This window comes from Paraburkholderia sp. 40 (genome assembly GCF_050434105.1).
GTDB classification, from domain to species: Bacteria; Pseudomonadota; Gammaproteobacteria; order Burkholderiales; family Burkholderiaceae; genus Paraburkholderia; species Paraburkholderia tuberum.
Genome location: NZ_JBNPVY010000004.1, coordinates 1,833,147 through 1,856,843, shown reverse-complemented (window position 1 = coordinate 1,856,843; position 23,697 = coordinate 1,833,147). Strand labels below are relative to the sequence as shown.

The window sequence follows — 23,697 nt, the reverse complement described above, 5'->3', positions numbered from 1 at the left end:
GCCCTATTTGAAGGGCATCCGGACTGACAGATGGAAAAGACTCTCGACAAGCAGATCGCAATCGTGACGGGCGCATCGCGCGGCATCGGCCGTGCGATCGCGATGGAACTCGCGCGTCAGGGCGCGACGGTGATCGGCACCGCGACGAGCGAAAGCGGCGCGACGGCGATCACCGAAGCGTTCAAGGCGGCGGGCGTGAACGGCCGCGGCGCGGTGCTCGACGTCAACGACGCGGCCGCGGCCGAAGCGCTGATCGACGGCACCGTCAAGGAATTCGGCGCGCTGAACGTGCTGGTGAACAACGCCGGCATCACGCGGGATCAACTGGCGATGCGCATGAAGGACGACGACTGGGACGCCGTGGTCGACACCAACCTGAAGTCGGTGTTCCGTCTGTCGCGTGCGGTGCTGCGCCCGATGATGAAAGCGAAGGGCGGTCGGATCATCAACATCACGTCGGTGGTCGGCTCGGCCGGCAACCCGGGGCAGATCAACTACGCGGCCGCGAAGGCCGGCGTCGCGGGCATGACGCGCGCACTCGCGCGCGAGATCGGCAGCCGCGGCATCACTGTCAATTGCGTGGCACCTGGTTTCATCGATACCGACATGACGAAGGCGCTGCCCGAAGAGCAGCAGACTGCGCTGAAAACGCAGATTCCGCTCGGCCGTCTCGGCAGCCCGGAAGACATCGCGCACGCGGTCGCGTTCCTCGCGTCGCCGCAAGCGGGCTACATCACCGGCACGACGCTGCACGTGAACGGCGGCATGTATATGCAGTAACCAATTTCGGTTACTATCCGCGCCTTGATGCGTTTGCGGAAAGCACGAGGCGCATGCGTTGACAGGAACCCGATGCGCCGCTTTTTTGCCGGGTCAAACCTGATAAAATGCGCGCACCTGTATTTTTGAACTTCTTTTCCCTTGGAGGGGTAATGGACAATATCGAACAGCGCGTCAAGAAGATCGTCGCGGAACAACTGGGCGTTGCGGAAGCGGAAATCAAGAACGAAGCGTCGTTCGTGAACGATCTTGGCGCCGACTCGCTCGACACCGTTGAACTCGTGATGGCCCTCGAAGACGAATTCGGCATGGAAATTCCAGATGAAGAAGCCGAGAAGATCACCACCGTTCAGCAAGCGATCGACTACGCTCGCGCAAACGTCAAGGCCTAAGGTCATTCGCGCCTGCGTTTCTGCACGGGCCGCGCATGACGCCCTGCCGTGCGGCTTGCCGGCGCCAGCAGGGTCGACGCTATCGGGCGTGTCCACTGGCACACCGTACGTCGCGCCGCTTGCCACGCGGGAGCCAGCGATGTTGACAGCGCAACTTTCCGCGCGATTGCCGACTTAAACAGCCACAGGGCACACAGGGCGATTCCTGTGGCCGCTGTGGCTTTTGCTTTTTGTCATCTATGAAAAAGGGGTTACCGTGAGCCGCCGTCGTGTTGTTGTTACAGGCCTGGGGCTGATTTCGCCTGTTGGCAATAATGTTGCCGATGGCTGGGCCAATCTGGTCGCCGGCAAGCCTGGGATTGCAAATATCACGAAGTTCGATGCGTCGAACTTCTCGACTCGTTTCGCCGGCGAGGTGAAGGGCTTCAATATCGAGGACTACATCCCCGGTAAGGAAGCGCGCCACATGGATACGTTCATCCATTACGGCGTGGCTGCGGGCATCCAGGCGATGCGGGACAGCGGCCTCGAAGTCACCGACGAGAATTCGGAGCGCATTGGCGTGGTGGTCGGTTCGGGCATCGGCGGTCTGCCGATGATCGAAATCACCCAAACCGAATTGCTCAATCGCGGCCCGCGTCGCATTTCGCCATTCTTCGTGCCGGCTTCGATCATCAACATGATCTCCGGCCACCTGTCGATCAAGTTTGGCATCAAGGGTCCGAATCTGTCGATCGTTACCGCGTGTACGACCGGTCTGCACTGCATCGGCGAGGCTTCGCGCCTGATCGAATATGGCGACGCCGACGTGATGATCGCGGGCGGTGCGGAATCGACCGTGTCGCCGCTCGGTATCGGCGGCTTTGCGGCGGCGCGCGCGCTGTCGCAACGCAATGACGATCCGGCTACCGCGAGCCGTCCGTGGGACAAGGACCGCGACGGCTTCGTGCTGGGCGAAGGCGCCGGCGTAATGGTGCTCGAAGAATACGAGCACGCGAAGGCGCGTGGCGCGAAGATCTACGCGGAAATCGGCGGCTACGGCATGAGCGGCGATGCGTATCACATGACCGCGCCGCTCGAAGACGGTGACGGCGCACGCCGCTGCATGCTCGCAGCGCTGAAGAACGCGGGCATCAACGGCGATCAGGTGAGAGCTACCTGAACGCGCACGGCACGTCCACGCCACTCGGCGATCTGGCGGAAACGACCGGCATCAAGCGGGCGTTCGGCGACCACGCGAAGAACATGGTCGTCAACTCGACCAAGTCGATGACGGGTCACCTGCTGGGCGGCGCTGGCGGTCTGGAGTCGGTGTTCACGGTGCTCGCCGTGCATCACCAGGTGTCGCCTCCGACCATCAATATTTTCAACCAGGACCCGGCCTGTGATCTCGATTACTGCGCGAACACCGCGCGGGAAATGAAGATCGACGTCGCGCTGAAGAACTCGTTCGGGTTCGGCGGCACGAACGGCACGCTGGTGTTCAAGCGCGCCTGATCGCCTGATCCCGGGTGACGCGTCGGTTCACGACGCCGGCTTCGCCGGCGCTTTCCCCCGCACCGGCAACGTTGGGTAGGGCAGCGCAGCGGATCACGCTGCGTCGCTCTATCGCAATGCGTGCCGCGGTGGGAGCGTTCGTGCTGATTGCGACGTTAGCCGTTTATACCTGTCTCGCGCCGCGAGTGGGCGCTTGGCAGGCCGCTCCGTTGACGCTCGCCGTCGCAGCACTGCTCATGCTCTGCGCGGCGAGGCATGACGCGGCGCAGGCCATCGCGCTGCATGTCGCGATGGGCGAGATTTCCGCCTGGAACCACGCGGGTGAGTTGCTCGCGCGGGGCCGCATGGTCGGTTGCGCGCAGTGGAGCGGCCGTTTGCTCGTGCTTGAGCTCGATCCCGAGGGTGGTCGAAGGCGCGGCCTCATGCGCGCACCGACGGGTCGCAGGCGCTCCCTGCTGCTCGCCGCGGACGCGCTGCCGTCCGCTATTTTCCGCGAACTTTCCGTGCTGGGCCGGCGTGCGGCCGGCGCCTGACTGTAACGACTGTAACCGCTGTTACCGTAGTAACGTGCCCTCACGAGGGGGACGCTACAATGGTCCCCCGCCATGCGCCCTATAGTTAAGTTAACGGATTTATCAGGTGAGCGAAAAAGAAATTGATCAGGTGCTGGTCGAGCGCGTCCAGAAGGGCGACAAGGCCGCGTTCGAGCTTCTGGTCTCCAAATACCACCGCAAGATTCTCCGGCTGATCTCGCGTCTCGTGCGGGACCCCGCCGAAGTCGAAGACGTCGCGCAAGACGCTTTTATCAAGGCGTATCGCGCGTTGCCGCAGTTTCGCGGCGAGTCGGCGTTTTATACGTGGTTGTACCGGATTGCGGTCAATACCGCGAAGAACTACCTTGCCACCCAGGGCCGGCGCGCGCCGACCTCGACCGAAGCGGATGCTGAAGAAGCTGAAACTTTCTCCGATGCCGACCAACTAAGGGATATCAACACACCTGAGTCGATGTTGATGAGCAAGCAGATCGCTGAGACGGTCAATGCTGCGATGGCGGTTTTACCGGAAGAATTGCGCACCGCCATTACTCTCCGAGAAATTGAGGGTTTGAGTTACGAGGAAATCGCCGAAATGATGGGTTGCCCGATTGGCACAGTCAGATCACGAATTTTCCGCGCTCGCGAAGCCATTGCGGCAAAATTGCGACCGTTGCTTGACACACCCGAAGGCAAGCGCTGGTAGACGTTTCCGAGCGTCCAGCCGGCTTGGCGGGGCAGCGGTGCAATATCTGGATTAGTGGTGTCACTACGGGGTATTTGGAAGATGGGGAGCATCATGGGGTCGGTCTCGATGCAATCGCAAGCGGGCTCGCACAGCGAGCGTCTGTCAGCTTTCGTCGACGGTGAGTTGTTCGGCGAAGAGCATGTGAATCTGGACAAGTTTCTTGCGGAACTGGGCGGCGATGATCGCGCTGCCTGGTCGAGCTACCACCTGATCGGCGACGCGTTACGTTCCGACGATCTGGCAGTCAGCCCCGCACGGAGCAGTGCCTTTCTGAGCGGGTTTGCCGCGCGTCTGGAAAGCGAGCCGCATGTGCTGGCGCCCGCCGCCGCGTCTGCATCGGTCGCGCGCCGTCTGCTCGGGCTGCGCCGGCGAGTCGTGCCGGCTTTTGCCGTCGCTGCCGCGGCCGCTACGTTGACCTGGATCGTCGTGCCGCAGCTGCAGGGCGTGCCGGGTGGTCCGGGTGCGCAGATCGCTTCGCTTCAATCGCACGGCGACGCGGTGCAGCGTGTCGCCATGGCCTCGGTGCCCGAGCAAGACTCCAACATCATTCGCGACGCGAGCCTCGATCAGTACCTCGAAGCTCATCAGCAATTCGCGCAACAACCGGCGATGGCAGGCTCGATGCCGGTGATTCGCGCTGCCTCAGTCTCCACGCAGGGCCAATAGTTTGATGCAGACTCCGCGGTTCAATAAAACGACTATCTGGGGGCGGTTGCCAGCATTTCTGTTCTGCGCAGCCGTGTTGTTGTCCGCTACACCGCGGGTCTTCGCACAAGACGATCCTGCCGTCGCCCGTCGCACGGCGGCGGAACTGCTCGACCGCATCCATCAGGCCGCCCAGCAGCAGAACTACGAGGGCGCGTTCGTCTATCAGCGGCGGCAGTTTCGTGCAGACGTCACGCATCGCACATTACTCCACGCGTACGGACGGCGAGTTCGAGCAGCTCGAAAGCCTCGACGGCAAGCCGCGCAAAATGCTGCGTCACAACGACGACATGTACACGTTCTTGCCGGAGCGGCGTATCGTGGTCTTCGAAAAACGGCAGAACAAGGACTCATTCCCTGCGCTGCTGTCGGTGAACGGCGAGCAGGTGCTGTCCGTCTACGAGCCGAAGATGCTTGACGACGACCGCGTCGCGGGCGTCGACAGCCTCGTGATGGAACTCGATCCGAAAGACGCGTACCGCTTCACGTACAAGCTGTGGGCAGACAAAAAGTCCGGTCTGCTGTTGCGCGCGCAGACGCTCGACCCGAGCGGTCAGGTGCTCGAGCAGTTGTCGTTTTCGCAGGTCCGTATCGGCGTGCCGGTCGACAAGACGGGCATCGTCAACGGCATCCGCAATCTCACGGGCTGGACGGTAGTGCGTCCGCCAGTCGAGCCGGTCGACATGGCCGCGCAGGGTTGGCAAATCATGCCGTCGGTACCGGGCTTCCATATGATCCGCCAGTTGCGTCGTCCGATGGCCTCGCGCGAGGCGGGGCAGCCTCCGATCCCGGTCGACCAGGCCGTGTTTTCCGACGGCCTCGCAGCGATTTCGGTGTTCGTCGAGCCCGTCGAGAAAAATACGCGTAAGGAAGGCACGGGCGATAGCGGCGCGACGCACGTACTGGTCAAGCGTCAGGGCGACTTCTGGATTACCCTGCTCGGTGAAGTGCCCCAAACCACATTGCAGCAGTTCGCGTCTGCCATAGAATACAAAGCTCCGAAGTAACCCTTCCGAATCCTGAAATCCCTCGGCTTGCTACGATATGACGACTTTCTCGGTGCGCAAATTCCTCGCGGCCGTAGTGGTGGCGGCGTGTTTGCCGCTTGTGCCGCATATGGCATCGGCGGCTCCCGCTGCCAACCTGCCCGACTTCACCGACCTCGTCGACAAGGTCGGCCCGGCGGTCGTCAACATTCGCACGACAACGCGCGTGTCGAACGGTAGTTCCCGCGGCGGCCTGCCGCCGGGTATGGACGACGGCGACATGTCGGAGTTCTTCCGGCGCTTCTTCGGGATTCCGTTGCCGCAGTCACCGCAATCGCCGCACGGGGGTGATAACGGGGGCGGCGGCGGTAGTGGCGGCAGCCCGGATTCACCGGACAACTCGGACGCCGAGCAGAACAGCGGGGTAGGCTCGGGCTTCATCCTGTCGGCGGACGGCTACGTGATGACCAACGCGCATGTCATCGACGACGCGGACACGATCTACGTGACGCTGACCGACAAGCGCGAATTCAAGGCGAAGCTGATCGGCGTCGACGACCGTACCGACGTCGCGGTCGTGAAGATCAACGCGTCGAACCTGCCGACCATCACGATCGGCGATTCGAACAAGGTGCGCGTCGGCGAATGGGTTGTCGCGATCGGTTCGCCGTTCGGTCTCGAAAACACGGTGACTGCCGGTATCGTCAGCGCGAAGGGACGCGACACCGGCGACTACCTGCCGTTCATCCAGACTGATGTGGCCGTCAATCCGGGCAATTCGGGCGGTCCGCTGATCAACATGCAGGGCGAGGTGATCGGCATCAATTCGCAGATCTATAGCCGCACCGGCGGGTTCATGGGCATTTCGTTCGCGATTCCGATCGACGAGGCGATGCGCGTGGCCGATCAGCTGAAGAGTTCGGGCAAGGTGGTGCGCGGCCGCATCGCGGTGGCGATTGGTGAAGTGACGAAGGACGTCGCCGATTCGCTCGGTTTGCCGAAGGCGCAGGGCGCACTTGTGAGCAGCGTGGAGCCGGGCGGACCCGCCGATAAGGCCGGCGTGCAGCCGGGCGACATCATCCTGAAGTTCAACGCTCATTCGGTCGACACGGCGACGGACCTGCCGCGCATGGTCGGCGATACGAAGCCGGGCACGAAGACGTCGATCACGATCTGGCGCAAGGGTCAAACGCGCGAACTGCCGGTCACGATCGCAGAAATGCAGCCGGACAAGGTCGCGAAGGCGGATCAGAAGAAGCCGCAAGCGCCAAAGCAGCGCGCGACCAACGCGCTCGGCATCGCGGTCAGCGACATTCCCGCCGATCAGCAGAAAGCGCTGAAGATTCAGAACGGCGTGCAGGTCGACGCGGTCGACGGTCCGGCCGCGCGTGTTGGGCTCCAAAAGGGCGACATCATCCTGCGGGTTGGCGATACGGATGTGACGAGCGCGAAACAGTTCGACGAGCTGACCTCACACCTCGATTCGCAGAAGATGGTCGCGTTGCTGGTTCGTCGCGGCGACAACACGCAGTTCGTGCCGATTCGTCCGCGCAGCGCGCAGAAATGACGAAGACGGTATCGCTCACGCTCTATGGGCGCGCGTGGTGCCATCTGTGCGAGGAGATGCGCGCTGCGCTCGAGCCGTTGCTGGCCGAGTTCGGAGCGCAGCTGGCGCTGATCGACGTCGACAGCGATCCGTTGCTCGAAGCGCGTTACAACGAGTTGGTGCCGGTGCTGGTTTGCGATGGCGTCGAACTGTGCCACTACCATCTCGACGAAGCACCCGTGCGGGCAGCATTGGCTGCACATGCGTCGCGTGTCGCGGCGGCATCCTGATACGCACCCGCGCGGCATCTGGTTTCGCGCGATCCATGCGCATTTTTGCCGCGGCTCACTGCGATGCGCACAGTAATTTTCTCGCATCCTCTACGCCGTCTTGAGGCCCGCGCTTCGCAAGATGCGCCGGCCGATGGGCTTTTCGGCTAAAATAGATAAGATTTTCACCTACTTACAAGGCGTGCTCCGCTATTGTCCGGGCGCGCCTTTTCGCTTGATCGGCACTGAATGGATCATATTCGTAACTTCTCGATCATTGCGCACATCGACCATGGCAAGTCGACGCTCGCCGATCGCATCATCCAGATTTGTGGCGGTCTGTCCGACCGCGAGATGGAAGCTCAGGTGCTCGACTCGATGGATCTCGAGCGCGAGCGCGGCATTACCATCAAGGCGCAAACCGCCGCGTTGTCGTACCGCGCGCGCGATGGGCAGCTCTACAACCTGAACATGATCGACACCCCGGGGCACGTCGACTTCTCGTACGAAGTCAGCCGCTCGCTGTCCGCGTGCGAAGGCGCGCTGCTCGTCGTCGACGCGAGCCAGGGCGTGGAGGCGCAAACCGTCGCCAATTGCTACACGGCCATCGAACTCGGCGTCGAAGTGGTGCCGGTGTTGAACAAGATCGATCTCCCTGCGGCGAACCCCGAAAACGCGATCGCCGAGATCGAGGACGTGATCGGCATCGACGCGACCGACGCGACGCATTGCAGCGCGAAAACGGGCCTCGGCGTCGAAGACGTGCTCGAAGCGCTGATCGTGAGAGTGCCGCCGCCGAAGGGCGATCCGCAAGCGCCGCTGCAGGCTCTCATCATCGACTCGTGGTTCGACAACTACGTCGGCGTCGTGATGCTGGTGCGCATCGTCAACGGCACGCTGCGTCCGAAGGACAAGATCCGGCTGATGGCAACCGGCGCGCAGTATCCGGTTGAACATATCGGCGTGTTCACGCCGAAGTCGAAGGATCTCGAATCACTGTCGGCGGGGCAGGTGGGCTTCATCATCGCTGGCATCAAGGAACTCGCGGCGGCGAAGGTCGGCGACACGGTTACGCTCGTGAACCAGCCGGCGGCCGTGCCGCTGCCGGGTTTCAAGGAAGTGAAGCCGCAGGTGTTCGCGGGTCTGTATCCGGTCGAAGCGAATCAGTACGACGCGCTGCGCGATTCGCTCGAAAAGCTGAAGCTGAACGACGCATCGCTGCAGTACGAACCGGAAGTGTCGCAGGCGCTCGGTTTCGGTTTCCGCTGCGGCTTCCTCGGTTTGTTGCACATGGAAATCGTGCAGGAACGTCTCGAACGTGAGTTCGACATGGACCTGATCACGACGGCGCCGACCGTGGTCTACGAAGTCCTGCAGCGCGACGGCACGACCCTGATGGTCGAGAATCCGGCCAAGATGCCGGAGCCGTCGAAGATCGAGGAAGTGCGCGAGCCGATCGTCACCGTGAACCTGTACATGCCGCAAGACTACGTCGGCGCGGTGATCACGTTGTGTACGCAGAAGCGCGGCAACCAGATCAACATGCAGTATCACGGTCGTCAGGTTCAGCTTACGTACGAAATTCCGATGGGTGAAGTCGTGCTCGATTTCTTCGACCGTCTGAAGTCGATTTCGCGCGGTTATGCGTCGATGGATTACGAGTTCAAGGAATACCGCGCGTCGGACGTCGTGAAGGTCGACATGCTGATCAACGGCGACAAGGTCGATGCGCTGTCGGTTATCGTGCACCGTTCGCAAAGCCAGTACCGCGGCCGCGAAGTGGCGGCGAAAATGCGCGAGCTGATTCCGCGTCAGATGTACGACGTAGCGGTTCAAGCCACGATCGGTTCGAACATTATTGCGCGCGAAAACATTAAAGCGTTGCGTAAGAACGTGCTGGCAAAATGCTACGGCGGTGATATCACGCGCAAGAAGAAGCTGCTTGAAAAGCAGAAGGCGGGCAAGAAGCGAATGAAGCAGGTGGGCTCGGTTGAAATCCCGCAAGAGGCTTTCCTCGCTATTCTGCGTGTCGAAGACAAATAAGTTGAATAACGGAACCCTATGAATTTTGCGCTGATTCTTTTTGTGCTCGTCGTTTTGACGGGTGTCGCATGGGTCGCGGACAAACTGGTTTTCCTGCCGAAACGGCGCCGCGAGGCGGAAGCCGCAGTCGCCGAATTCGATCGTCAGCAGGCACGCATCGGCGAGCGTTTCGCCGATGAAAACGCCGCGCAAACGCGCGCGCGTCTGCGCGACGACAAGCTGCGTCAGCCGTGGTGGCTCGAATATACGGCGAGCTTTTTTCCGGTGATTCTGGTGGTGTTCGTCGTGCGCTCGTTCGTGATCGAGCCGTTCAAGATCCCATCGGGCTCCATGGTGCCGACGCTGCTGGTGGGCGACTTCATCCTCGTCAATAAATTCGAATATGGTCTACGTTTGCCGATTACCAACACGAGGATCACGCAGGGCAGTCCGGTCCATCGCGGCGACGTGGTGGTGTTCCGTTATCCGAAAGACGAATCGGTCGACTACATCAAGCGCGTCATTGGTCTGCCCGGCGACGTGATCGAGTATCAGGACAAGAAACTCACGATCAACGGCAAGCCGGTGCCTGAAACGCCGTTGCCCGATTATCTCGACGAAGAGCGTCTCGGTTATGCGAAGCAGTTCCAGGAAGATATCGACGGCCGCAAGAACGCGATTCTGAATAATCCGGCGGTGCCGCCGTTCATCGTCGGTGCGGAAGATTATCCGTATCGCGACAACTGCCAGTACAACGCGCGTGGCGTGATCTGCAAAGTGCCGCCGGGCAATTTCTTCATGATGGGCGATAACCGCGACAACAGCGCGGATAGCCGGTACTGGGGTTTTGCGCCTGAACGCAATATCGTCGGCCGCGCATTTTTCATCTGGATGAACTTCAGCGATCTGCGGCGCATCGGCTCTTTCCAGTGAGTCGCGTGCATTGATCGCTTCATGAGCGCTTCTCACACGCCGCGCGAATAACCGGCACCCGGTTATCTCGGTCGCGGCGTGTTGTCATGCTACTTTAAGAACTCGCGGTAACGTCGTTTCACCACGCTTTTTCCGCTGGCGCCCCGTGTTTCCGCCGGGTCAGGCGCCCGCGTTATACTCTGCCCATGCCCCTATCTCCGTTGGAAAGCCGTTTGCGCTACGAATTTCGCAATGCGGAATTGCTGCGCCAGGCTCTAACACACCGCAGTCATAGCTCCACGCATAACGAACGGCTCGAATTTCTCGGCGACTCCGTTCTGAATTGCGCGGTGGCTGCGCTTTTGTTCCAACGTTTCGGCAAACTCGACGAAGGCGACCTGTCTCGCGTGCGCGCCAATCTGGTCAAACAGCAGTCCCTCTACGAGATTGCTCAGGCACTCAATATTTCGGAGGGCCTGCGCCTCGGCGAGGGCGAGTTGCGCAGCGGCGGCTTCCGCCGCCCGTCGATCCTCGCGGATACGCTCGAGGCGGTGCTCGGTGCGATATTTCTGGACGGCGGATTCGAGGCTGCGCAGACGGTCATCAAGCGCCTTTACGTACCGATTCTCGATCATATCGACCCGCGTACGCTCGGCAAGGACGCGAAGACGCTGCTGCAGGAGTATCTGCAAGGCCACAAGATTGCGTTGCCTACTTATACGGTCGTCGCCACGCATGGTGCGGCGCACAATCAGCAGTTCGAAGTGGAATGTACGGTGCCGAAGCTGGACGTCAAGGTGTCTGGCTCCGGCGCGAGCCGTCGCGCGGCGGAGCAGGCGGCCGCAAAGAAGGCGCTCGACGAAGTGATGGCCGCGGCGCCTGCCGTGGTCGCGAAGCCGAAGCGCTCGAAGGGCGCGCGTGCCGCGAAAAATGCCGAGCAGGAAATCGTGCCGGGCGTGACCGGCGTACAGGCCGCACTGGATTTGCGCACACCGGATCGCAAGAGCGCGCGCGGTGAAGGGCGCGCGGCTGTCGCGCTGGAAGCGCACGCCGACAAACCTTCCGTGGAAAAATCAGCCGCTGAAAGACCGGCGACCGAGCGTGCCGCGCCGGGTGCCGCCGGTGCGCCGTTGGCTGTAATTCGTGCCGCGCATGTGGAGTACAGCGGACAGGACAAGCCGGAGCGCGCCGAAAAGTCCGAAAAGACGGAGAGGGCCGACAAGGTTTCGATCCACGCGGGCGAGAAATCTGTCGACAAGCCGGCCGAAAAACCCGCAGCGGACAAAACCCCCGACCTCAAAGCCGACACGCCGTCACACGCTCGCGGCACAGACCGTCAGCGCAGCCGCGAAGCCGCGCCGGGTACTGCTGCATCGGGCGTGACCGCCGCGCCCGCGTCGGTTGTCTCGGTGCCCCCGGCACCTGCCGAACACGAAACCGGCGTCGCCGACGCGGTGCAAACGCGCGTCGCCGATGCGGGCCATTGATTGCCATCGGCGTGCGCGTCGCGCGCGCCGAACTGAACCTACCGTAGTCCGAATATGAACGCTCCCACTCCCACTGGTTTTCGCTGCGGCATGGTCGCGATCGTCGGCCGCCCGAATGTCGGCAAGTCCACGCTGATGAACGCGCTGGTCGGCCAGAAAGTCAGCATCACGTCGCGCAAGGCGCAGACCACGCGCCATCGCATTACCGGCATCAATACGCTCGAAGACGCCCAGTACATCTTCGTCGACACGCCCGGTTTTCAGACCAAACACAGCGGCGCCCTGAACCGCTCGCTGAATCGCGCCGTTACATCGACGCTGACCTCGGTCGACGCGATCCTGTTCGTCATCGAAGCAGGCCGCTTCGGCCCTGACGACCAGAAGGTACTCGACCTGATCCCGGCGAAGGTCCCGACGCTGCTGATCGCGAACAAGCTCGATCGCGTGTCGGATAAAGACTCGCTGTTCCCGTTCATGCAGCAGATGAGCACGCTGCGCGAGTTCAACGAGATCGTGCCGCTGTCGGCGAAAAATTCCGACGACATCAAACGTCTGATGGCCACCGTCAAGCCGTTCCTGCCGGAAGGCGAGCCGATCTACGGCGAGGACGACCTGACCGATCGCAGCGAGCGCTTCCTTGCCGCCGAAATCCTGCGCGAGAAAGTCTTCCGCTGGACCGGCGACGAGCTGCCGTACACGAGCACCGTGCTGATCGAGAAGTTCGAAACCGAAGGGCGGCTGCGCCGTATCTTCGCGACGATCCTCGTCGATCGCGACATGCACAAGGCGATGATCATCGGCCAGAAGGGCGCGAAGCTGAAGCAGATCAGCACCGAGGCTCGCCTCGACATGGCAAAGCTGTTCGACGGGCCGGTGTACCTCGAGACCTTCGTCAAGGTGAAGAGCGGCTGGGCCGACAACGAAGCCGGGCTTCGTGCGTATGGGTACGAATGACGCGTGGATGACGCTCAATTCAGACGAGGCTTCGGATCAGCCGGAGCACGAACCGTCTCGGCCCACGCGTAGCGCGAGGAAATCGTCGGCCGACGCAAAAAGCGCAGAAAGCGCGAAAAGCGCACCCGCCGACGGTGGCGAGCCACGCAAGACGCCGGCGCGCCGCGCGCCGCGCACCTCCACATCCGAATATCGGATCACCGAGCAGCCCGCGTTCGTGCTGCATAGCTATCCGTATCGCGAGACCAGCCTGATCATCGACGTGCTGTCGCGCGATCACGGCCGTCTCGCGCTGGTCGCAAAGGGCGCGAAGCGCCCGCACTCCGCGCTGCGCGGCGTGCTGCAAACGTTCCAGCCGCTGTCGCTCGCGTGGTCGGGCAAGTCCGAAATGCGCACGCTGACCGGCGCCGAATGGGTCGGCGGCATGCTGCCGCTGACCGGCGACGCGCTGCTGTGCGGTTTCTATGTCAACGAACTGCTGGTGCGCTTCTGCGCGCGCGAAGACCCGCATCTTCAGTTGTTCCATCACTACGTCGTCACGCTGACGCGGCTCGCGCACGATGAGCCGCCGGTGCAGGTGCTACGCTCGTTCGAACGCGTGCTGCTACGCGAGACCGGTTACGCGATGGCGCTCGACCGCACGGTCGCGCGCAAAGCGGTGCTCGCCGACGGCCGCTACGTGTTCGATCCCGAGCGCGGAGTACGCGAGGCATCGGACGAATGGCCCGCGCAGTGGCCGGTAGTGACGGGACAAACCTTGCTCGATATGGAAAAGGACGATTACCATCGAGCACAGACCGTCGCGCAAAGCAAAACGCTGATGCGCTTCCTGCTCAACACCTATCTCGGCGGCGCGCCGCTTGCTACCCGCCAGATCCTGATCGACCTGCAGAACCTATGAGCTTCTTCCTGACTTCGCCGACCGCGATCGATCTCGGCGTGAACATCGACCACGTCGCCACGCTGCGCAACGCGCGTGGCACGTCCTATCCCGATCCGATCCGCGCCGCGCTGATGGCCGAAGAAGCCGGCGCCGACGCGATCACGCTGCATCTACGCGAAGACCGCCGGCATATCGTCGACGCCGACGTACACAAGCTGCGTCCGCTGCTGAAAACGCGCATGAATCTCGAATGCGCGGTCACACCGGAAATGCTCGACATCGCGTGCGCAGTGCAACCGCACGACGTGTGCCTCGTGCCGGAAAAGCGCGAGGAGCTGACGACCGAAGGCGGTCTCGACGTCGCCGGACAGTTCGAGGCGGTGCGCGCCGCATGCAAGCAACTGGCGGACGCGAGCTCGCGCGTGTCGCTCTTCATCGACCCCGAGGAGACGCAGATTCGCGCCGCGCACGAAGCCGGCGCGCCGGTGATCGAGCTGCACACAGGCCGTTACGCGGAAGCTCATGATCCCGCGGAACAGCAGCGCGAATACGAGCGCATCGTGCGAGCAGTCGAATTCGGCGCGACGCTCGGCCTCAAAGTGAACGCGGGCCACGGCCTGCACTACACGAACGTGCAGCAGATCGCGGCGATCGACGGCATCGTCGAACTCAACATCGGCCATGCGGTCGTCGCGCACGCGATCTTCGCGGGCTGGGACAACGCGGTGCGCGAGATGAAGGCGATCATGGTCGCCGCGCGTCTCGGCGCGCGCGCGTAACGCAACCTGGCGACGGACGCACGCATGGCAATCTACGGAATCGGCACGGACATCGTTCAGGTCAGCCGCGTAGCAGCGGTGATGACTCGCACCAATGGCCGTTTCGCGGAGAAGGTGCTCGGTCCCGACGAACTACGCGTGTACCACGCGCGCCACGCCCGTTCGGCGGCGCGCGGTCTCGCGTTTCTTGCGACGCGCTTCTCGGCGAAAGAGGCGTTCTCGAAGGCAATCGGCCTCGGCATGCACTGGCCGATGAGCTGGCGCGCGCTGCAAACGCTGAACCGGCCGAGCGGCGAGCCGATGGTGGTCGCCTCTGGCGAGCTGGCCGACTGGCTCGACGCGCGCGGCATCACGGCGCGCGTGACGATCAGCGACGAGCGCGACTACGCGGTGTCGTTCGTGATCGCGGAGACGCAGCGGCCGGGCGATACGGAAGTTTCGTTGGCGGCGTCGGCGTCGGCGTCGCGGGCTTCGTCCGCCCGTCCCGCCACAGAATGAAAAGGTTGAGCGCGGCCGCTGGCGGTCGCGTTTGTGTTGTCTCACAGTCCTTTCCAGCGGAATTCGATGAAAACCACACCCGGACCGGTGATGCTCGACGTGGTCGGCAAAACGCTGAACCGCGATGACAAAAGGCGTCTCGCTCACCCCATGACCGGCGGCGTGATCCTGTTCGCGCGCCACTACGAGAGCCGCGCGCAACTGGTCGGGCTGACCGATGCCATCCGCGCGATTCGCCCGGATCTGCTGATCGCCGTCGATCACGAAGGCGGCCGCGTGCAGCGCTTTCGCACCGACGGCTTCACGGTGCTGCCGTCGATGGGTAAGCTCGGCGCGCTGTGGGACCAGGACGTGCTGCACGCGACCAAGGTGACGACCGCGGTCGGCTATATCCTCGCCGCGGAACTGCGCGCGTGCGGTATCGACATGAGCTTCACGCCGGTGCTCGACCTCGACTATGGGCACTCGCAGGTGATCGGCGATCGCGCGTTCCATCGCGATGCGCGCGTGGTCGCGCTGCTCGCGAAGAGTTTGAACCACGGCCTCGCGCTCGCCGGCATGAGCAATTGCGGCAAGCATTTTCCAGGGCACGGATTCGCGCAGGCAGATTCGCACGTCGCGATGCCCGTCGACGAACGCCCGATCGACGAAATCCTCGGCAACGACGTCGCGCCGTACGACTGGCTCGGTCTGTCGCTTGGCGCGGTGCTGCCCGCGCACGTCGTCTATCCGCGGGTCGATGCGAAGCCGGCCGGCTTCTCGCGCATCTGGTTGCAGGACATCCTGCGCGGCAAGCTTGGCTTCGAAGGCGCGATCTTCAGCGACGATCTGTCGATGGAAGCCGCGCGCCAGGGCGGCACGCTGACCGAAGGTGCGCAAGCGGCTCTGGAGGCCGGCTGCGACATGGTGCTGATCTGCAACCAGCCGGACGAAGCGAAGAAGGTGCTCGACGCGCTGCGCGTCACGCCGTCGAGGGAATCGCAGCGGCGGCTGAAGCGCATGCGGCCGCGCGGTAAAGCGCTCACGTGGAGCAAGCTGATGGCCGAGCCACGGTACGCCGAAGCGCAGAGGCTACTGCGCAGTACGTTTGCATAAACGGAAATGGCGCCTTGAAGCAATTCAAGGCGCCATTTTTTATCAGCTTCGAACGGTGCGAGCCGCCGTCAAGCTTTGCTTGACAACCGCAGCACGCGCGATCCGATCGCTCAGTTCAAGCGCATGCGCTGCAACTTGTTGTACAGCGTCTTCGGGCTGATTCCCAGCAACGACGCCGCTCGATGCCGCGTGCCGCCGACCGCGTCGAGCGTCGCGCGAATCAGCATTTCTTCGACGTCCGCGAGGGGCGTACCGACGGTCACCTGCACGCGACTGCCGTTCAGATCGCGGCCGTTCGCCGTGCTGGCTTCGTCGGCGCGCAACGACTCGATCACGTCGCCCGATGCCTGATAAGCGCGCCGCACGCGCTCCTGCAGTTCGCGCACGTTGCCCGGCCAGTCGTACGCGAGGCATTCGCGCAGGAAATTCGGCCCCGCCTGCTTCGCGACCTCGGCCGTACCGCGCGCGGTCGCTTCCACATTCAGTTCGTCGACGGCTGCCTGCGCAATCAGCACCGGATCTTCACCACGCTCGCGCAGCGGCGGCAGCATGACCGCGGCGGCTTCGAGGCGCAGCGCGAGGTCCTGATGCAGCGAGCCGTCCGCGACCGCCGCGCGCGGCGACTTGCGCGTCGACGCGATGAGCCGGAAGTCGGTCACGATCTGGCTGGTACCGCCCACGCGCATGAAGGTCTGCGAATCGAGCGCGCGCAACAGCGCTTCCTGCTGCGTACGCGGCAGCTCGGTGATTTCGTTGATGAACAACGTGCCGCCGCTCGCCTGTTCGAAGAGGCCCGGCTCGCGCTGCTCGGCGCCGCCGAACGCTCCGCGTTCGTGACCGAACAGCATGCTGTCGAGCGAGCGATTGAGCCCGCCCGCGGTCGCGCCGCGGCAATCGAACGTGACGAACGGGCCTTTGCGGCGGCGGCTCATGTCGTGCAGCGTGCGCGCGGCGATCTGCTTGCCGGTGCCAGCCTCGCCGGAGATCAGCACCGCGGCTTCTGTCGGCGCAAGACGCTCGATCGTGTCGTACACGTGCTGAATGGCGCCGCTGCGACCGAGCATCGAGCCGAAGCGCCCAAGCTGACGCAGCGCCGCGCGCAGCGCCTGGACCTCCTCGGTCAGCTCGTAAGGCCGCGGAATGCGCGCGAGCAGGCTGCGCAGGCGCGGAATGTTGACCGGCTTCAGCAGATAGTCCCAGATTCCGTGCCGCAAGCCCTCGATCGCACTCTCGACGGTCGCATTGCCGGTCATCACGATCACCGGAAGCGCGCCGCCCGGCGGATGCGCGGGCAGATGCTGCAACAGATCGAGGCCGCTGCCGTCCGGCAGATTCAGGTCGACGAGCACGACGTCGGGGATGAAGCGCGTCAATGCGCCGCGGGCCTCGGCGAGCGTGGTCGCGGTGTCGACTGAAAAGCCGTCGGCGGCGAGGATTGCCGACAGACCGGACAGGCTATTGGGATCGTCTTCAACAATCAGGGCGTGTGGCATGGCGAGCGCAATTTTATGAATGGGTTGAATGCCCGGTGCGCCGCCAACGCTGATGGCGCGCACCGCGGACTCTGGGGGCTCGATGACAGGCTAAACGAACGGTGCTTGGGCGATGAAAAAACGACAGCCGCCGGCACTGCGCCTTGAGTCACGCGGGCCGGCGCCTGTAGTTCCTTCACTGGTCCTGTCAGAAATCCCGGTTGCTATCGAAAAACCGGCGCACTTCGAGTTCCGCCTGTTCACGGGTTTTGCCATAGCGTTCCTGAATCAGACCAGCGAGCTTGTCGGCCCGGCCTTCGGCCTTGGTCAACTCGTCGTCCGTCAGTTCGCCCCATGCGGTCTTCGCCTTGCCGATCATCTGTCTCCATTTACCTTCAGCGATGTCGTTGTTCATGGTGCCTCTCCCAGGAGTGGAAAATGAGCGATACTCGCGTAACTCTCCCCACCTAGCAGAGATCGTGCCAAAGAGCGTGGATGAAATCGATCAAGGGCTTGCCGCGCGCCCAACGCGAAAACCGGATGTCGCGATGGTAATTTTGAGAAATTTGCCGGTAAAGTTTTCCTAAACCATACACGGCGCGACAGAAAAGAAAAAGCGCCCAAAAATTGAGCGCTTTTTGTGCAGGCCGGCAGGGCGCCGGCGCTGGCGGGGTGACGCAGACGGGCGCTTAGGCGCGGCTGCGGTACTCGTGCGTACGCGTGTCGATTTCGATCTTGTCGCCGATGTTGCAGAAGAGCGGCACTTGCAGTTCGAAGCCGGTGTTCAGCTTGGCGTTCTTCAGCACCTTGCCCGACGACGTATCGCCCTTGACGGCCGGTTCCGTGTAGATGATTTCGCGAACCAGCGTGGTCGGCAGTTCGACCGAGATCGCCTTCTCGTTGTAGAACACGACTTCGCAAGCCATGCCGTCTTCGAGGTAGTGCATCGCGTCGCCCATCATTTCGGCTTCGACTTCGTACTGGTTGTAGTCGGCGTCCATGAACACGTACATCGGGTCGGCGAAGTACGAGTACGTCACTTCCTTGCGCTCGAGCACGACGACGTCGAACTTGTCGTCCGCCTTGTACACGGTTTCCATGCCTGCGCCGGTCAGCAGGTTCTTGAACTTCATCTTGACGACGGCGGAGTTACGGCCCGATTTGTTGTATTCGGCCTTTTGCACGACCATTGCGTCTGCGCCGATCATCACGACGTTGCCGGTGCGGAGTTCCTGTGCGGTCTTCATAAAACTGTCCTGTACGAGATAAATAGCTTAACTGTTGCTCAACGGCATACGGCGCAAGCGGCTTCGGCGTTTCGCCCACCGCCTGCCGCGCGCCGCGTGAAGCGGCCGCGCAGCCCGTATGCGTGAAACGGGACCGGCTCGCGGCGAAAACCCGGGGGCGTAATGCCTCGGCGTTCCACCTGTCCGTTACCTGATTTTTACCCTGTTCGGGCGTGTACACGAGTGGCGCCGATCTGCAACACGCCCAAACATACGTCCCTTTTTTGACATTCGCGTGCCCGACCGGAAGACTGGGACGCGTGCTGTGTTTTTCGAGGGGACCGGTCAGACGGGCTGACCATGGGGTAGTTGGTCTAATCGGACCGCGCTTGCGTCGTCGGCCGTTGGATAACCGCTTATTTTAACTGAGTTTTTGCGAACGAGGTCAGATTTCCGGCGAGATCGCCGACTTGCGCGAGTTCGACCGCCCAGCCAGCGGCGCGCCGTTTCAGGGCCGGATAGTGGCGCTGGAATTCCGCCCAGTCCGGCTGACCAGCGCCGTTCCACGCGTGCCAGAAGCGCTCGAGCGCGGCGCGCGCGTCAGCTGGGAGCGTGCGGGTGTAGTGCGCAAGTGCGGCGTCGAGCTTTGGCAGATGGGCGTCGTCGGCCTGCGGATAGATGTGCCAGACGAACGGCTTGGCGGCCCACTGCGCGCGCACGAACGAGTCCTCGCCGCGTACGAAATTGACGTCGCTCGCCCAGAGCAGTGCGTCGTAGCCAGGCTGTTCGGTGAACGCGAGCGCGTGCGCGCTGAGGTTGCCGAGTGTCGCATGGGTGCCCGCTGCAAACGACGGTAGGCCGAAAAAGCGCGCCAGAGCGCCGGAAATGCGTCCTTCGGGCACCAGCAGCACGATCGGGCTTGCGTTGTCGCGCCATTGTTCGAGCAGGCTGTCGATGGCCGGGTTTTCGTAGGCGAACAGCGACACGACCGTCGCGTCGGCGGGCGGCGGCGCGTGGCCCGTGACGTTGCGCCACCAGTCGGTGCGCGCGGCGGGCGATCCTTCGAACGCGGCGCGTGCCGCGTCGAGATCGCGCTCCTTCAGGACGCCGCCGGTGCCGGGGCCGAGTCCGGGGAAAAAGAAGGTCTTGCTGAGTGCGTAGCGCGGATGCGGCGATGGCCGCAGATGAAAATCGGCGATCCAGTCCTCGGCGCTCAGATATTCGAGGTTGAACCAGAGCGGCGCGCTCGCTCGCTCTGCCATCGCCGCGATATAGACGGGCGGCAGTTCGCAGGCGAACGCCTCGATCACGACGTCGGCGACTTCGAGCCTATCGCCAGCATGGGACGGCTCGTGCCAATGCTCGACGACGATGCCGTCGAGCGTCTGCCGCGCACGCTCCAGCTCGAGCGACGGGCACAGCCTCCTGAACGCATGCAGATCGTCGACGAACACGCGCACCTGCCAGCCGTGCTCGCGCGCGAGTTGGCGCGCAAGGCGCCAGCACACGCCGATGTCGCCGAAGTTGTCGATCACCGCGCAGAAGATATCGCAGGCGATCGGGTTGGCAGGGGCGGCGGGTGATCCGGAATCGGGCGCGACGGAGGACATGGCGGCTCGGCTGGCTCGGTGATTCCGGCGAACGGAGCGGGTTCGAACGAACGCGGAATGTTCTAAACTGGCGATTCTAAAGCCTCGCTCGCGATCGCGCGCGCCCTTTGTCCGCCATGCGGGCCGCATCGGCGACACGCGACATGACCCCCGGCGCACGATGCCGGGCACCCGGCGGCGCAATCGGCGCAATCAGTGCAATCGGTGCAAGCGGCGAGGCAGCGCGAGACAGTCCCACCCCAATCGATCCCGCATGACCGAACCCGAAGCCAGCGACGCCCCCGACACCTTCGAGCCGAAAACAGTGCTCGCCCAACTGCCGCATCTGCCCGGCGTCTACCGCTATTACGACACGAGTGGCGCGGTGCTCTACGTCGGCAAGGCGCGCGATCTGAAGAAGCGCGTATCGAGCTACTTCACGAAGACGCAGCTGTCGCCGCGTATCGCGATGATGGTCACGCGCATCGCGCGCATCGAGACCACGGTCACGCGTTCCGAGGCCGAGGCGCTGCTGCTCGAAAACAACCTGATCAAGGCGCTCACGCCGCGTTACAACATCCTGTTTCGCGACGACAAGTCGTATCCCTATCTGAAGCTGACCGGGCACAAGTTTCCGCGCATGGCCTATTACCGCGGCTCGGTCGATCGCAAGAACCAGTACTTCGGCCCGTTCCCGAGCGCGTGGGCGGTGCGCGAGAGCATCCAGATCCTGCAGCGCGTGTTCCAGCTGCGCACCTGCGAAGACTCGGTGTTCAGCAACCGCACGCGGCCGTGTCTGCTGCATCAGATCGGCCGTTGCACGGCGCCGTGCGTCGCGAACATCAGCGAGGAGGATTACGCGCGCGACGTCGCCAACGCGTCGCGCTTTCTGCTCGGCCGCCAGGGCGAGGTGATGAAGGAGCTCGAGCAGAAGATGCATGCGTTCGCGAGCGAGCTGAAGTTCGAGCAGGCCGCGGCGGTGCGCAACCAGATGAGTTCGCTGTCGACGGTGCTGCATCAGCAGGCAATCGAAGTCGGCAGCGACAGCGACGTCGACATTCTCGCGGTAGTCGCGCTGGGCGGCCGCGTGTGCGTGAATCTCGCGATGGTGCGCGGCGGACGACATCTCGGCGACAAGGCGTACTTTCCCACGCACGTGGAGAGCGCGTTGACGGCGGAGGAAGGCGGGCTCGAAGAAGACGGCGATCAGGACGATGCATCGGCGGATGTGCGAGCGGTCGCGCCATCGGCCGCGGCGGCGAGCGCCTCGGCCGATGCGCTCGCGATCGCTCAGGACATGCCGTCGGAAGACGAGGACGCCGATGGTAGCGAAGAAGACGCGATCGACGAGGCTGCCGAAGCGACCCCGGACGCCGTCAGCGACGAAGTCGCGGACGAAGGCACAGACGGAAACGCAGAGTCCGGCCCCGCGGCGAAGCGCCGCAACGGCCGCGCACTGGGCGGCATCGAATCCGAAGTGCTCGAAGCATTCATCGCGCAGCATTACCTCGGCAATCGCGTGCCGCCGGTGCTGGTGGTCAGCCACGCGCCGGCGCGCGAACTCGTCGACGTGCTGATCGAGCAGGCGGGCCACAAGGTGACCGTACTGCGTCAACCGCAAGGACAGCGGCGCGCGTGGCTCGCGATGGCCGAGCAGAACGCGCGGCTCGCGCTCGCGCGCCTGCTCTCCGAACAGGGCTCGCAGCAGGCGCGCACGCGCGCGTTGACCGACACGCTCGGCATGGAGTGCGACGACCTCGCGCATCTGCGCATCGAATGCTTCGACATCAGTCACACGATGGGCGAGGCGACGCAGGCGTCCTGCGTCGTCTATCACCACCACAAGATGCAGTCGTCCGAGTATCGCCGCTACAACATCGCCGGCATCACGCCCGGTGACGATTACGCGGCGATGCGCCAGGTGCTCACGCGCCGCTACGAAAAGATGGTCGCGCAGGCCGCCGCGAATGCGAGCGACGAAGCCGCCGAATCGCAAAGTGACGCGGCCGCCGATCCCGCGCTCGCCGCCGATGCCGCCGAGCCGGCCGCGGCCGGCGGCGTGCTGCCGACCATCGTGCTGATCGACGGCGGCAAGGGGCAGGTGGAGATCGCGCGGCAGGTGTTCACGGAGTTGGGGCTCGATACTGGCATGCTCGTCGGCGTCGCGAAAGGCGAGGGGCGCAAGGTCGGTCTCGAGACGCTGATTTTCGCAGACGGCCGCACGCCGCTCGAACTCGGCAAGGAAAGCGCCGCGCTGATGCTGGTCGCGCAGATCCGCGACGAAGCGCATCGTTTCGCGATCACCGGCATGCGCGCCAAACGCGGCAAGACGCGCCAGACCTCGCGGCTCGAAGAACTAGAAGGCGTAGGGGCGAAGCGGCGTCAGCGCCTGCTGGCGCGCTTTGGCGGCTTGCGCGGCGTGGTGGCCGCGAGCGTAGAGGATCTCGCGAGCGTCGAAGGCATTTCGCAGGCGCTCGCCGAGCAGATCTACCGGCAACTGCATTGAATTGGCGGGCCACGCCGCGCTGTGATTGGAACGACGGTTCGTCGGACCCGAGGCGTCGCGCTGCGGCTGGCTGCGAACCACGCGCGGGGGCGGCTCGCTTGCCGCCCCCGCGCGGCCATGCCTGGGCGCGCTTGCTTGTGGCAGGCCCTGTGACACGGCACAATTGCAACTTACTCGTCAGACGCTGCGCCTGCCCCATGCCGTTTAATTTCCCGATATTCCTGACCTGGCTGCGGATCGTGCTGATTCCGCTCGTCGTCGGTGTGTTCTATTTGCCCGACATGATGATGAGCCCCGCGCACCGCAATCTCGCGGCCGCGACGATCTTCATCCTGGCGGCGCTCACCGACTGGTTCGACGGCTTTCTGGCCCGCAAATGGAATCAGACCTCGGCGTTCGGCGCGTTTCTCGATCCGGTCGCCGACAAACTGATGGTGACCGCGGCGCTGCTCGTGCTCGTGCAACTCACGCGGATCGATTCCGCGATCGCGCTCGTGATCGTCGGACGTGAAATCGCGATCTCGGCGCTACGCGAATGGATGGCGCAGATCGGTGCGTCGAAGAGCGTCGCGGTGAACTCGCTCGGCAAGTTCAAGACCGCTTGCCAGATGGTCGCGATTCCGATGCTGCTGTTCTATGGCCCGCTGCCGCTCGGTGGCGGCGTGACGGTCGACACGCGCGTGTGGGGCCTGTGGCTGATCTATCTGGCTGCGTTCCTGACGATCTGGTCGATGCTGTACTACATGAAGCTCGCGTGGCCGCAGATTCGCGAGCGCGGCGGCATTGCGTGACGGTGTGAAGAGAAGAGCTCGGGGGGC

The 23,697-nt window shown here is 63.5% G+C and carries 21 protein-coding genes and 2 pseudogenes; 19 read left to right on the top strand and 4 right to left on the bottom strand.

All coding sequences use genetic code 11. From position 1 onward, the window contains the following. The first annotated feature begins 30 nt into the window (after positions 1-30). The 17 genes and pseudogenes from fabG (at position 31) to nagZ (ending at position 16,086) form a co-directional block, all read left to right on the top strand. Positions 31-780: a 3-oxoacyl-ACP reductase FabG gene (fabG, locus tag OKW28_RS30235; RefSeq protein ID WP_429451038.1), complete on the top strand. Its 750-nt coding sequence runs from the start codon at positions 31-33 to the stop codon at positions 778-780. Between the two features lie 152 nt (positions 781-932). Continuing rightward, on the top strand, positions 933-1,172 hold the full coding sequence (acpP, locus tag OKW28_RS30230; protein WP_004197638.1) for an acyl carrier protein: 240 nt from the start codon (positions 933-935) through the stop codon (positions 1,170-1,172). 256 nt (positions 1,173-1,428) lie between these two features. After that, positions 1,429-2,669, top strand: a pseudogene (fabF, locus tag OKW28_RS30225) (beta-ketoacyl-ACP synthase II). Between the two features lie 116 nt (positions 2,670-2,785). Continuing rightward, positions 2,786-3,202 carry a hypothetical protein gene (locus OKW28_RS30220; protein ID WP_429451036.1) on the top strand — a complete coding sequence of 139 codons (417 nt, stop codon included), beginning with the start codon at positions 2,786-2,788 and terminating at the stop codon, positions 3,200-3,202. 106 nt (positions 3,203-3,308) lie between these two features. Further along, positions 3,309-3,908, top strand: coding sequence for an RNA polymerase sigma factor RpoE (gene rpoE / locus OKW28_RS30215; RefSeq protein ID WP_006051939.1), 600 nt, complete (start codon positions 3,309-3,311; stop codon positions 3,906-3,908). Positions 3,909-4,001: 93 nt separating this feature from the next. After that, positions 4,002-4,616: a sigma-E factor negative regulatory protein gene (locus OKW28_RS30210; RefSeq protein ID WP_429451035.1), complete on the top strand. Its 615-nt coding sequence runs from the start codon at positions 4,002-4,004 to the stop codon at positions 4,614-4,616. 4 nt (positions 4,617-4,620) lie between these two features. After that, positions 4,621-5,662, top strand: a pseudogene (locus OKW28_RS30205) (MucB/RseB C-terminal domain-containing protein). A 37-nt stretch (positions 5,663-5,699) separates the two neighbouring features. Next, complete coding sequence (locus tag OKW28_RS30200; RefSeq protein ID WP_429451033.1) at positions 5,700-7,208, top strand: DegQ family serine endoprotease; 1,509 nt, start codon at positions 5,700-5,702, stop codon at positions 7,206-7,208. After that, on the top strand, positions 7,205-7,477 hold the full coding sequence (locus OKW28_RS30195) for a glutaredoxin family protein (protein ID WP_429451031.1): 273 nt from the start codon (positions 7,205-7,207) through the stop codon (positions 7,475-7,477). Before OKW28_RS30200 ends, OKW28_RS30195 begins: the two co-directional genes overlap by 4 nt. Before the next feature lie 228 nt (positions 7,478-7,705). Continuing rightward, on the top strand, positions 7,706-9,499 hold the full coding sequence (gene lepA, locus OKW28_RS30190; RefSeq protein ID WP_429451029.1) for a translation elongation factor 4: 1,794 nt from the start codon (positions 7,706-7,708) through the stop codon (positions 9,497-9,499). Positions 9,500-9,517: 18 nt separating this feature from the next. Continuing rightward, positions 9,518-10,411: a signal peptidase I gene (gene lepB, locus OKW28_RS30185; RefSeq protein ID WP_429451027.1), complete on the top strand. Its 894-nt coding sequence runs from the start codon at positions 9,518-9,520 to the stop codon at positions 10,409-10,411. Between the two features lie 185 nt (positions 10,412-10,596). Next, positions 10,597-11,877, top strand: coding sequence for a ribonuclease III (gene rnc / locus OKW28_RS30180; protein WP_429451025.1), 1,281 nt, complete (start codon positions 10,597-10,599; stop codon positions 11,875-11,877). A 54-nt stretch (positions 11,878-11,931) separates the two neighbouring features. After that, positions 11,932-12,831, top strand: coding sequence for a GTPase Era (gene era / locus OKW28_RS30175; RefSeq protein WP_026225953.1), 900 nt, complete (start codon positions 11,932-11,934; stop codon positions 12,829-12,831). Beyond that, entirely contained in the window at positions 12,818-13,732 is a 915-nt protein-coding gene (gene recO, locus OKW28_RS30170; RefSeq protein WP_429451023.1) for a DNA repair protein RecO, read from the top strand. The genes era and recO overlap by 14 nt, the downstream gene beginning before the upstream one ends. Further along, a complete protein-coding gene (gene pdxJ / locus OKW28_RS30165; protein ID WP_429451022.1) occupies positions 13,729-14,493 on the top strand; it encodes a pyridoxine 5'-phosphate synthase in 765 nt (254 codons plus the stop codon). The genes recO and pdxJ overlap by 4 nt, the downstream gene beginning before the upstream one ends. A 24-nt stretch (positions 14,494-14,517) precedes the next feature. Beyond that, a complete protein-coding gene (acpS, locus tag OKW28_RS30160) occupies positions 14,518-14,991 on the top strand; it encodes a holo-ACP synthase (protein ID WP_429451020.1) in 474 nt (157 codons plus the stop codon). Positions 14,992-15,057: 66 nt separating this feature from the next. Continuing rightward, a complete protein-coding gene (nagZ, locus tag OKW28_RS30155) occupies positions 15,058-16,086 on the top strand; it encodes a beta-N-acetylhexosaminidase (protein WP_429451018.1) in 1,029 nt (342 codons plus the stop codon). A gap of 110 nt (positions 16,087-16,196) precedes the next feature. Here the strand turns inward: nagZ and OKW28_RS30150 are convergent, their stop codons facing one another. The 4 genes from OKW28_RS30150 to earP form a co-directional block, all read right to left on the bottom strand. Beyond that, positions 16,197-17,579, bottom strand: coding sequence for a sigma-54-dependent transcriptional regulator (locus OKW28_RS30150; protein WP_429451016.1), 1,383 nt, complete (start codon positions 17,577-17,579; stop codon positions 16,197-16,199). Between the two features lie 187 nt (positions 17,580-17,766). Then, positions 17,767-17,973, bottom strand: coding sequence for a CsbD family protein (locus OKW28_RS30145; RefSeq protein WP_090801149.1), 207 nt, complete (start codon positions 17,971-17,973; stop codon positions 17,767-17,769). Between the two features lie 274 nt (positions 17,974-18,247). Then, positions 18,248-18,805, bottom strand: coding sequence for an elongation factor P (gene efp / locus OKW28_RS30140; RefSeq protein ID WP_008919334.1), 558 nt, complete (start codon positions 18,803-18,805; stop codon positions 18,248-18,250). Between the two features lie 395 nt (positions 18,806-19,200). After that, positions 19,201-20,394 (bottom strand): elongation factor P maturation arginine rhamnosyltransferase EarP, encoded by a 1,194-nt coding sequence (gene earP, locus OKW28_RS30135; RefSeq protein ID WP_429451014.1) that lies wholly within the window; start codon positions 20,392-20,394, stop codon positions 19,201-19,203. Positions 20,395-20,647: 253 nt separating this feature from the next. Here earP and uvrC point away from each other — a divergent pair, with 253 nt between their 5' ends. Then, positions 20,648-22,879 (top strand): excinuclease ABC subunit UvrC, encoded by a 2,232-nt coding sequence (gene uvrC, locus OKW28_RS30130; protein WP_429451012.1) that lies wholly within the window; start codon positions 20,648-20,650, stop codon positions 22,877-22,879. A gap of 197 nt (positions 22,880-23,076) precedes the next feature. Next, the gene (gene pgsA, locus OKW28_RS30125) at positions 23,077-23,670 is read left to right on the top strand and encodes a CDP-diacylglycerol--glycerol-3-phosphate 3-phosphatidyltransferase (RefSeq protein WP_062127799.1); all 594 of its coding nucleotides are present in this window, start codon (positions 23,077-23,079) and stop codon (positions 23,668-23,670) included. The last annotated feature ends 27 nt before the right edge of the window (positions 23,671-23,697 follow it).

Coding starts and splice junctions, on each gene's coding strand:
- fabG (WP_429451038.1), top strand. CDS start 31: ATGGAAAAGACTCTCGACAAGCAGATCGCAATCGTGACGGGCGCATCG.
- acpP (WP_004197638.1), top strand. CDS start 933: ATGGACAATATCGAACAGCGCGTCAAGAAGATCGTCGCGGAACAACTG.
- OKW28_RS30220 (WP_429451036.1), top strand. CDS start 2,786: ATGCGTGCCGCGGTGGGAGCGTTCGTGCTGATTGCGACGTTAGCCGTT.
- OKW28_RS30210 (WP_429451035.1), top strand. CDS start 4,002: ATGGGGTCGGTCTCGATGCAATCGCAAGCGGGCTCGCACAGCGAGCGT.
- OKW28_RS30200 (WP_429451033.1), top strand. CDS start 5,700: ATGACGACTTTCTCGGTGCGCAAATTCCTCGCGGCCGTAGTGGTGGCG.
- OKW28_RS30195 (WP_429451031.1), top strand. CDS start 7,205: ATGACGAAGACGGTATCGCTCACGCTCTATGGGCGCGCGTGGTGCCAT.
- lepA (WP_429451029.1), top strand. CDS start 7,706: ATGGATCATATTCGTAACTTCTCGATCATTGCGCACATCGACCATGGC.
- lepB (WP_429451027.1), top strand. CDS start 9,518: ATGAATTTTGCGCTGATTCTTTTTGTGCTCGTCGTTTTGACGGGTGTC.
- rnc (WP_429451025.1), top strand. CDS start 10,597: ATGCCCCTATCTCCGTTGGAAAGCCGTTTGCGCTACGAATTTCGCAAT.
- era (WP_026225953.1), top strand. CDS start 11,932: ATGAACGCTCCCACTCCCACTGGTTTTCGCTGCGGCATGGTCGCGATC.
- recO (WP_429451023.1), top strand. CDS start 12,818: ATGGGTACGAATGACGCGTGGATGACGCTCAATTCAGACGAGGCTTCG.
- pdxJ (WP_429451022.1), top strand. CDS start 13,729: ATGAGCTTCTTCCTGACTTCGCCGACCGCGATCGATCTCGGCGTGAAC.
- acpS (WP_429451020.1), top strand. CDS start 14,518: ATGGCAATCTACGGAATCGGCACGGACATCGTTCAGGTCAGCCGCGTA.
- nagZ (WP_429451018.1), top strand. CDS start 15,058: ATGAAAACCACACCCGGACCGGTGATGCTCGACGTGGTCGGCAAAACG.
- OKW28_RS30150 (WP_429451016.1), bottom strand. CDS start 17,579: ATGCCACACGCCCTGATTGTTGAAGACGATCCCAATAGCCTGTCCGGT.
- OKW28_RS30145 (WP_090801149.1), bottom strand. CDS start 17,973: ATGAACAACGACATCGCTGAAGGTAAATGGAGACAGATGATCGGCAAG.
- efp (WP_008919334.1), bottom strand. CDS start 18,805: ATGAAGACCGCACAGGAACTCCGCACCGGCAACGTCGTGATGATCGGC.
- earP (WP_429451014.1), bottom strand. CDS start 20,394: ATGTCCTCCGTCGCGCCCGATTCCGGATCACCCGCCGCCCCTGCCAAC.
- uvrC (WP_429451012.1), top strand. CDS start 20,648: ATGACCGAACCCGAAGCCAGCGACGCCCCCGACACCTTCGAGCCGAAA.
- pgsA (WP_062127799.1), top strand. CDS start 23,077: ATGCCGTTTAATTTCCCGATATTCCTGACCTGGCTGCGGATCGTGCTG.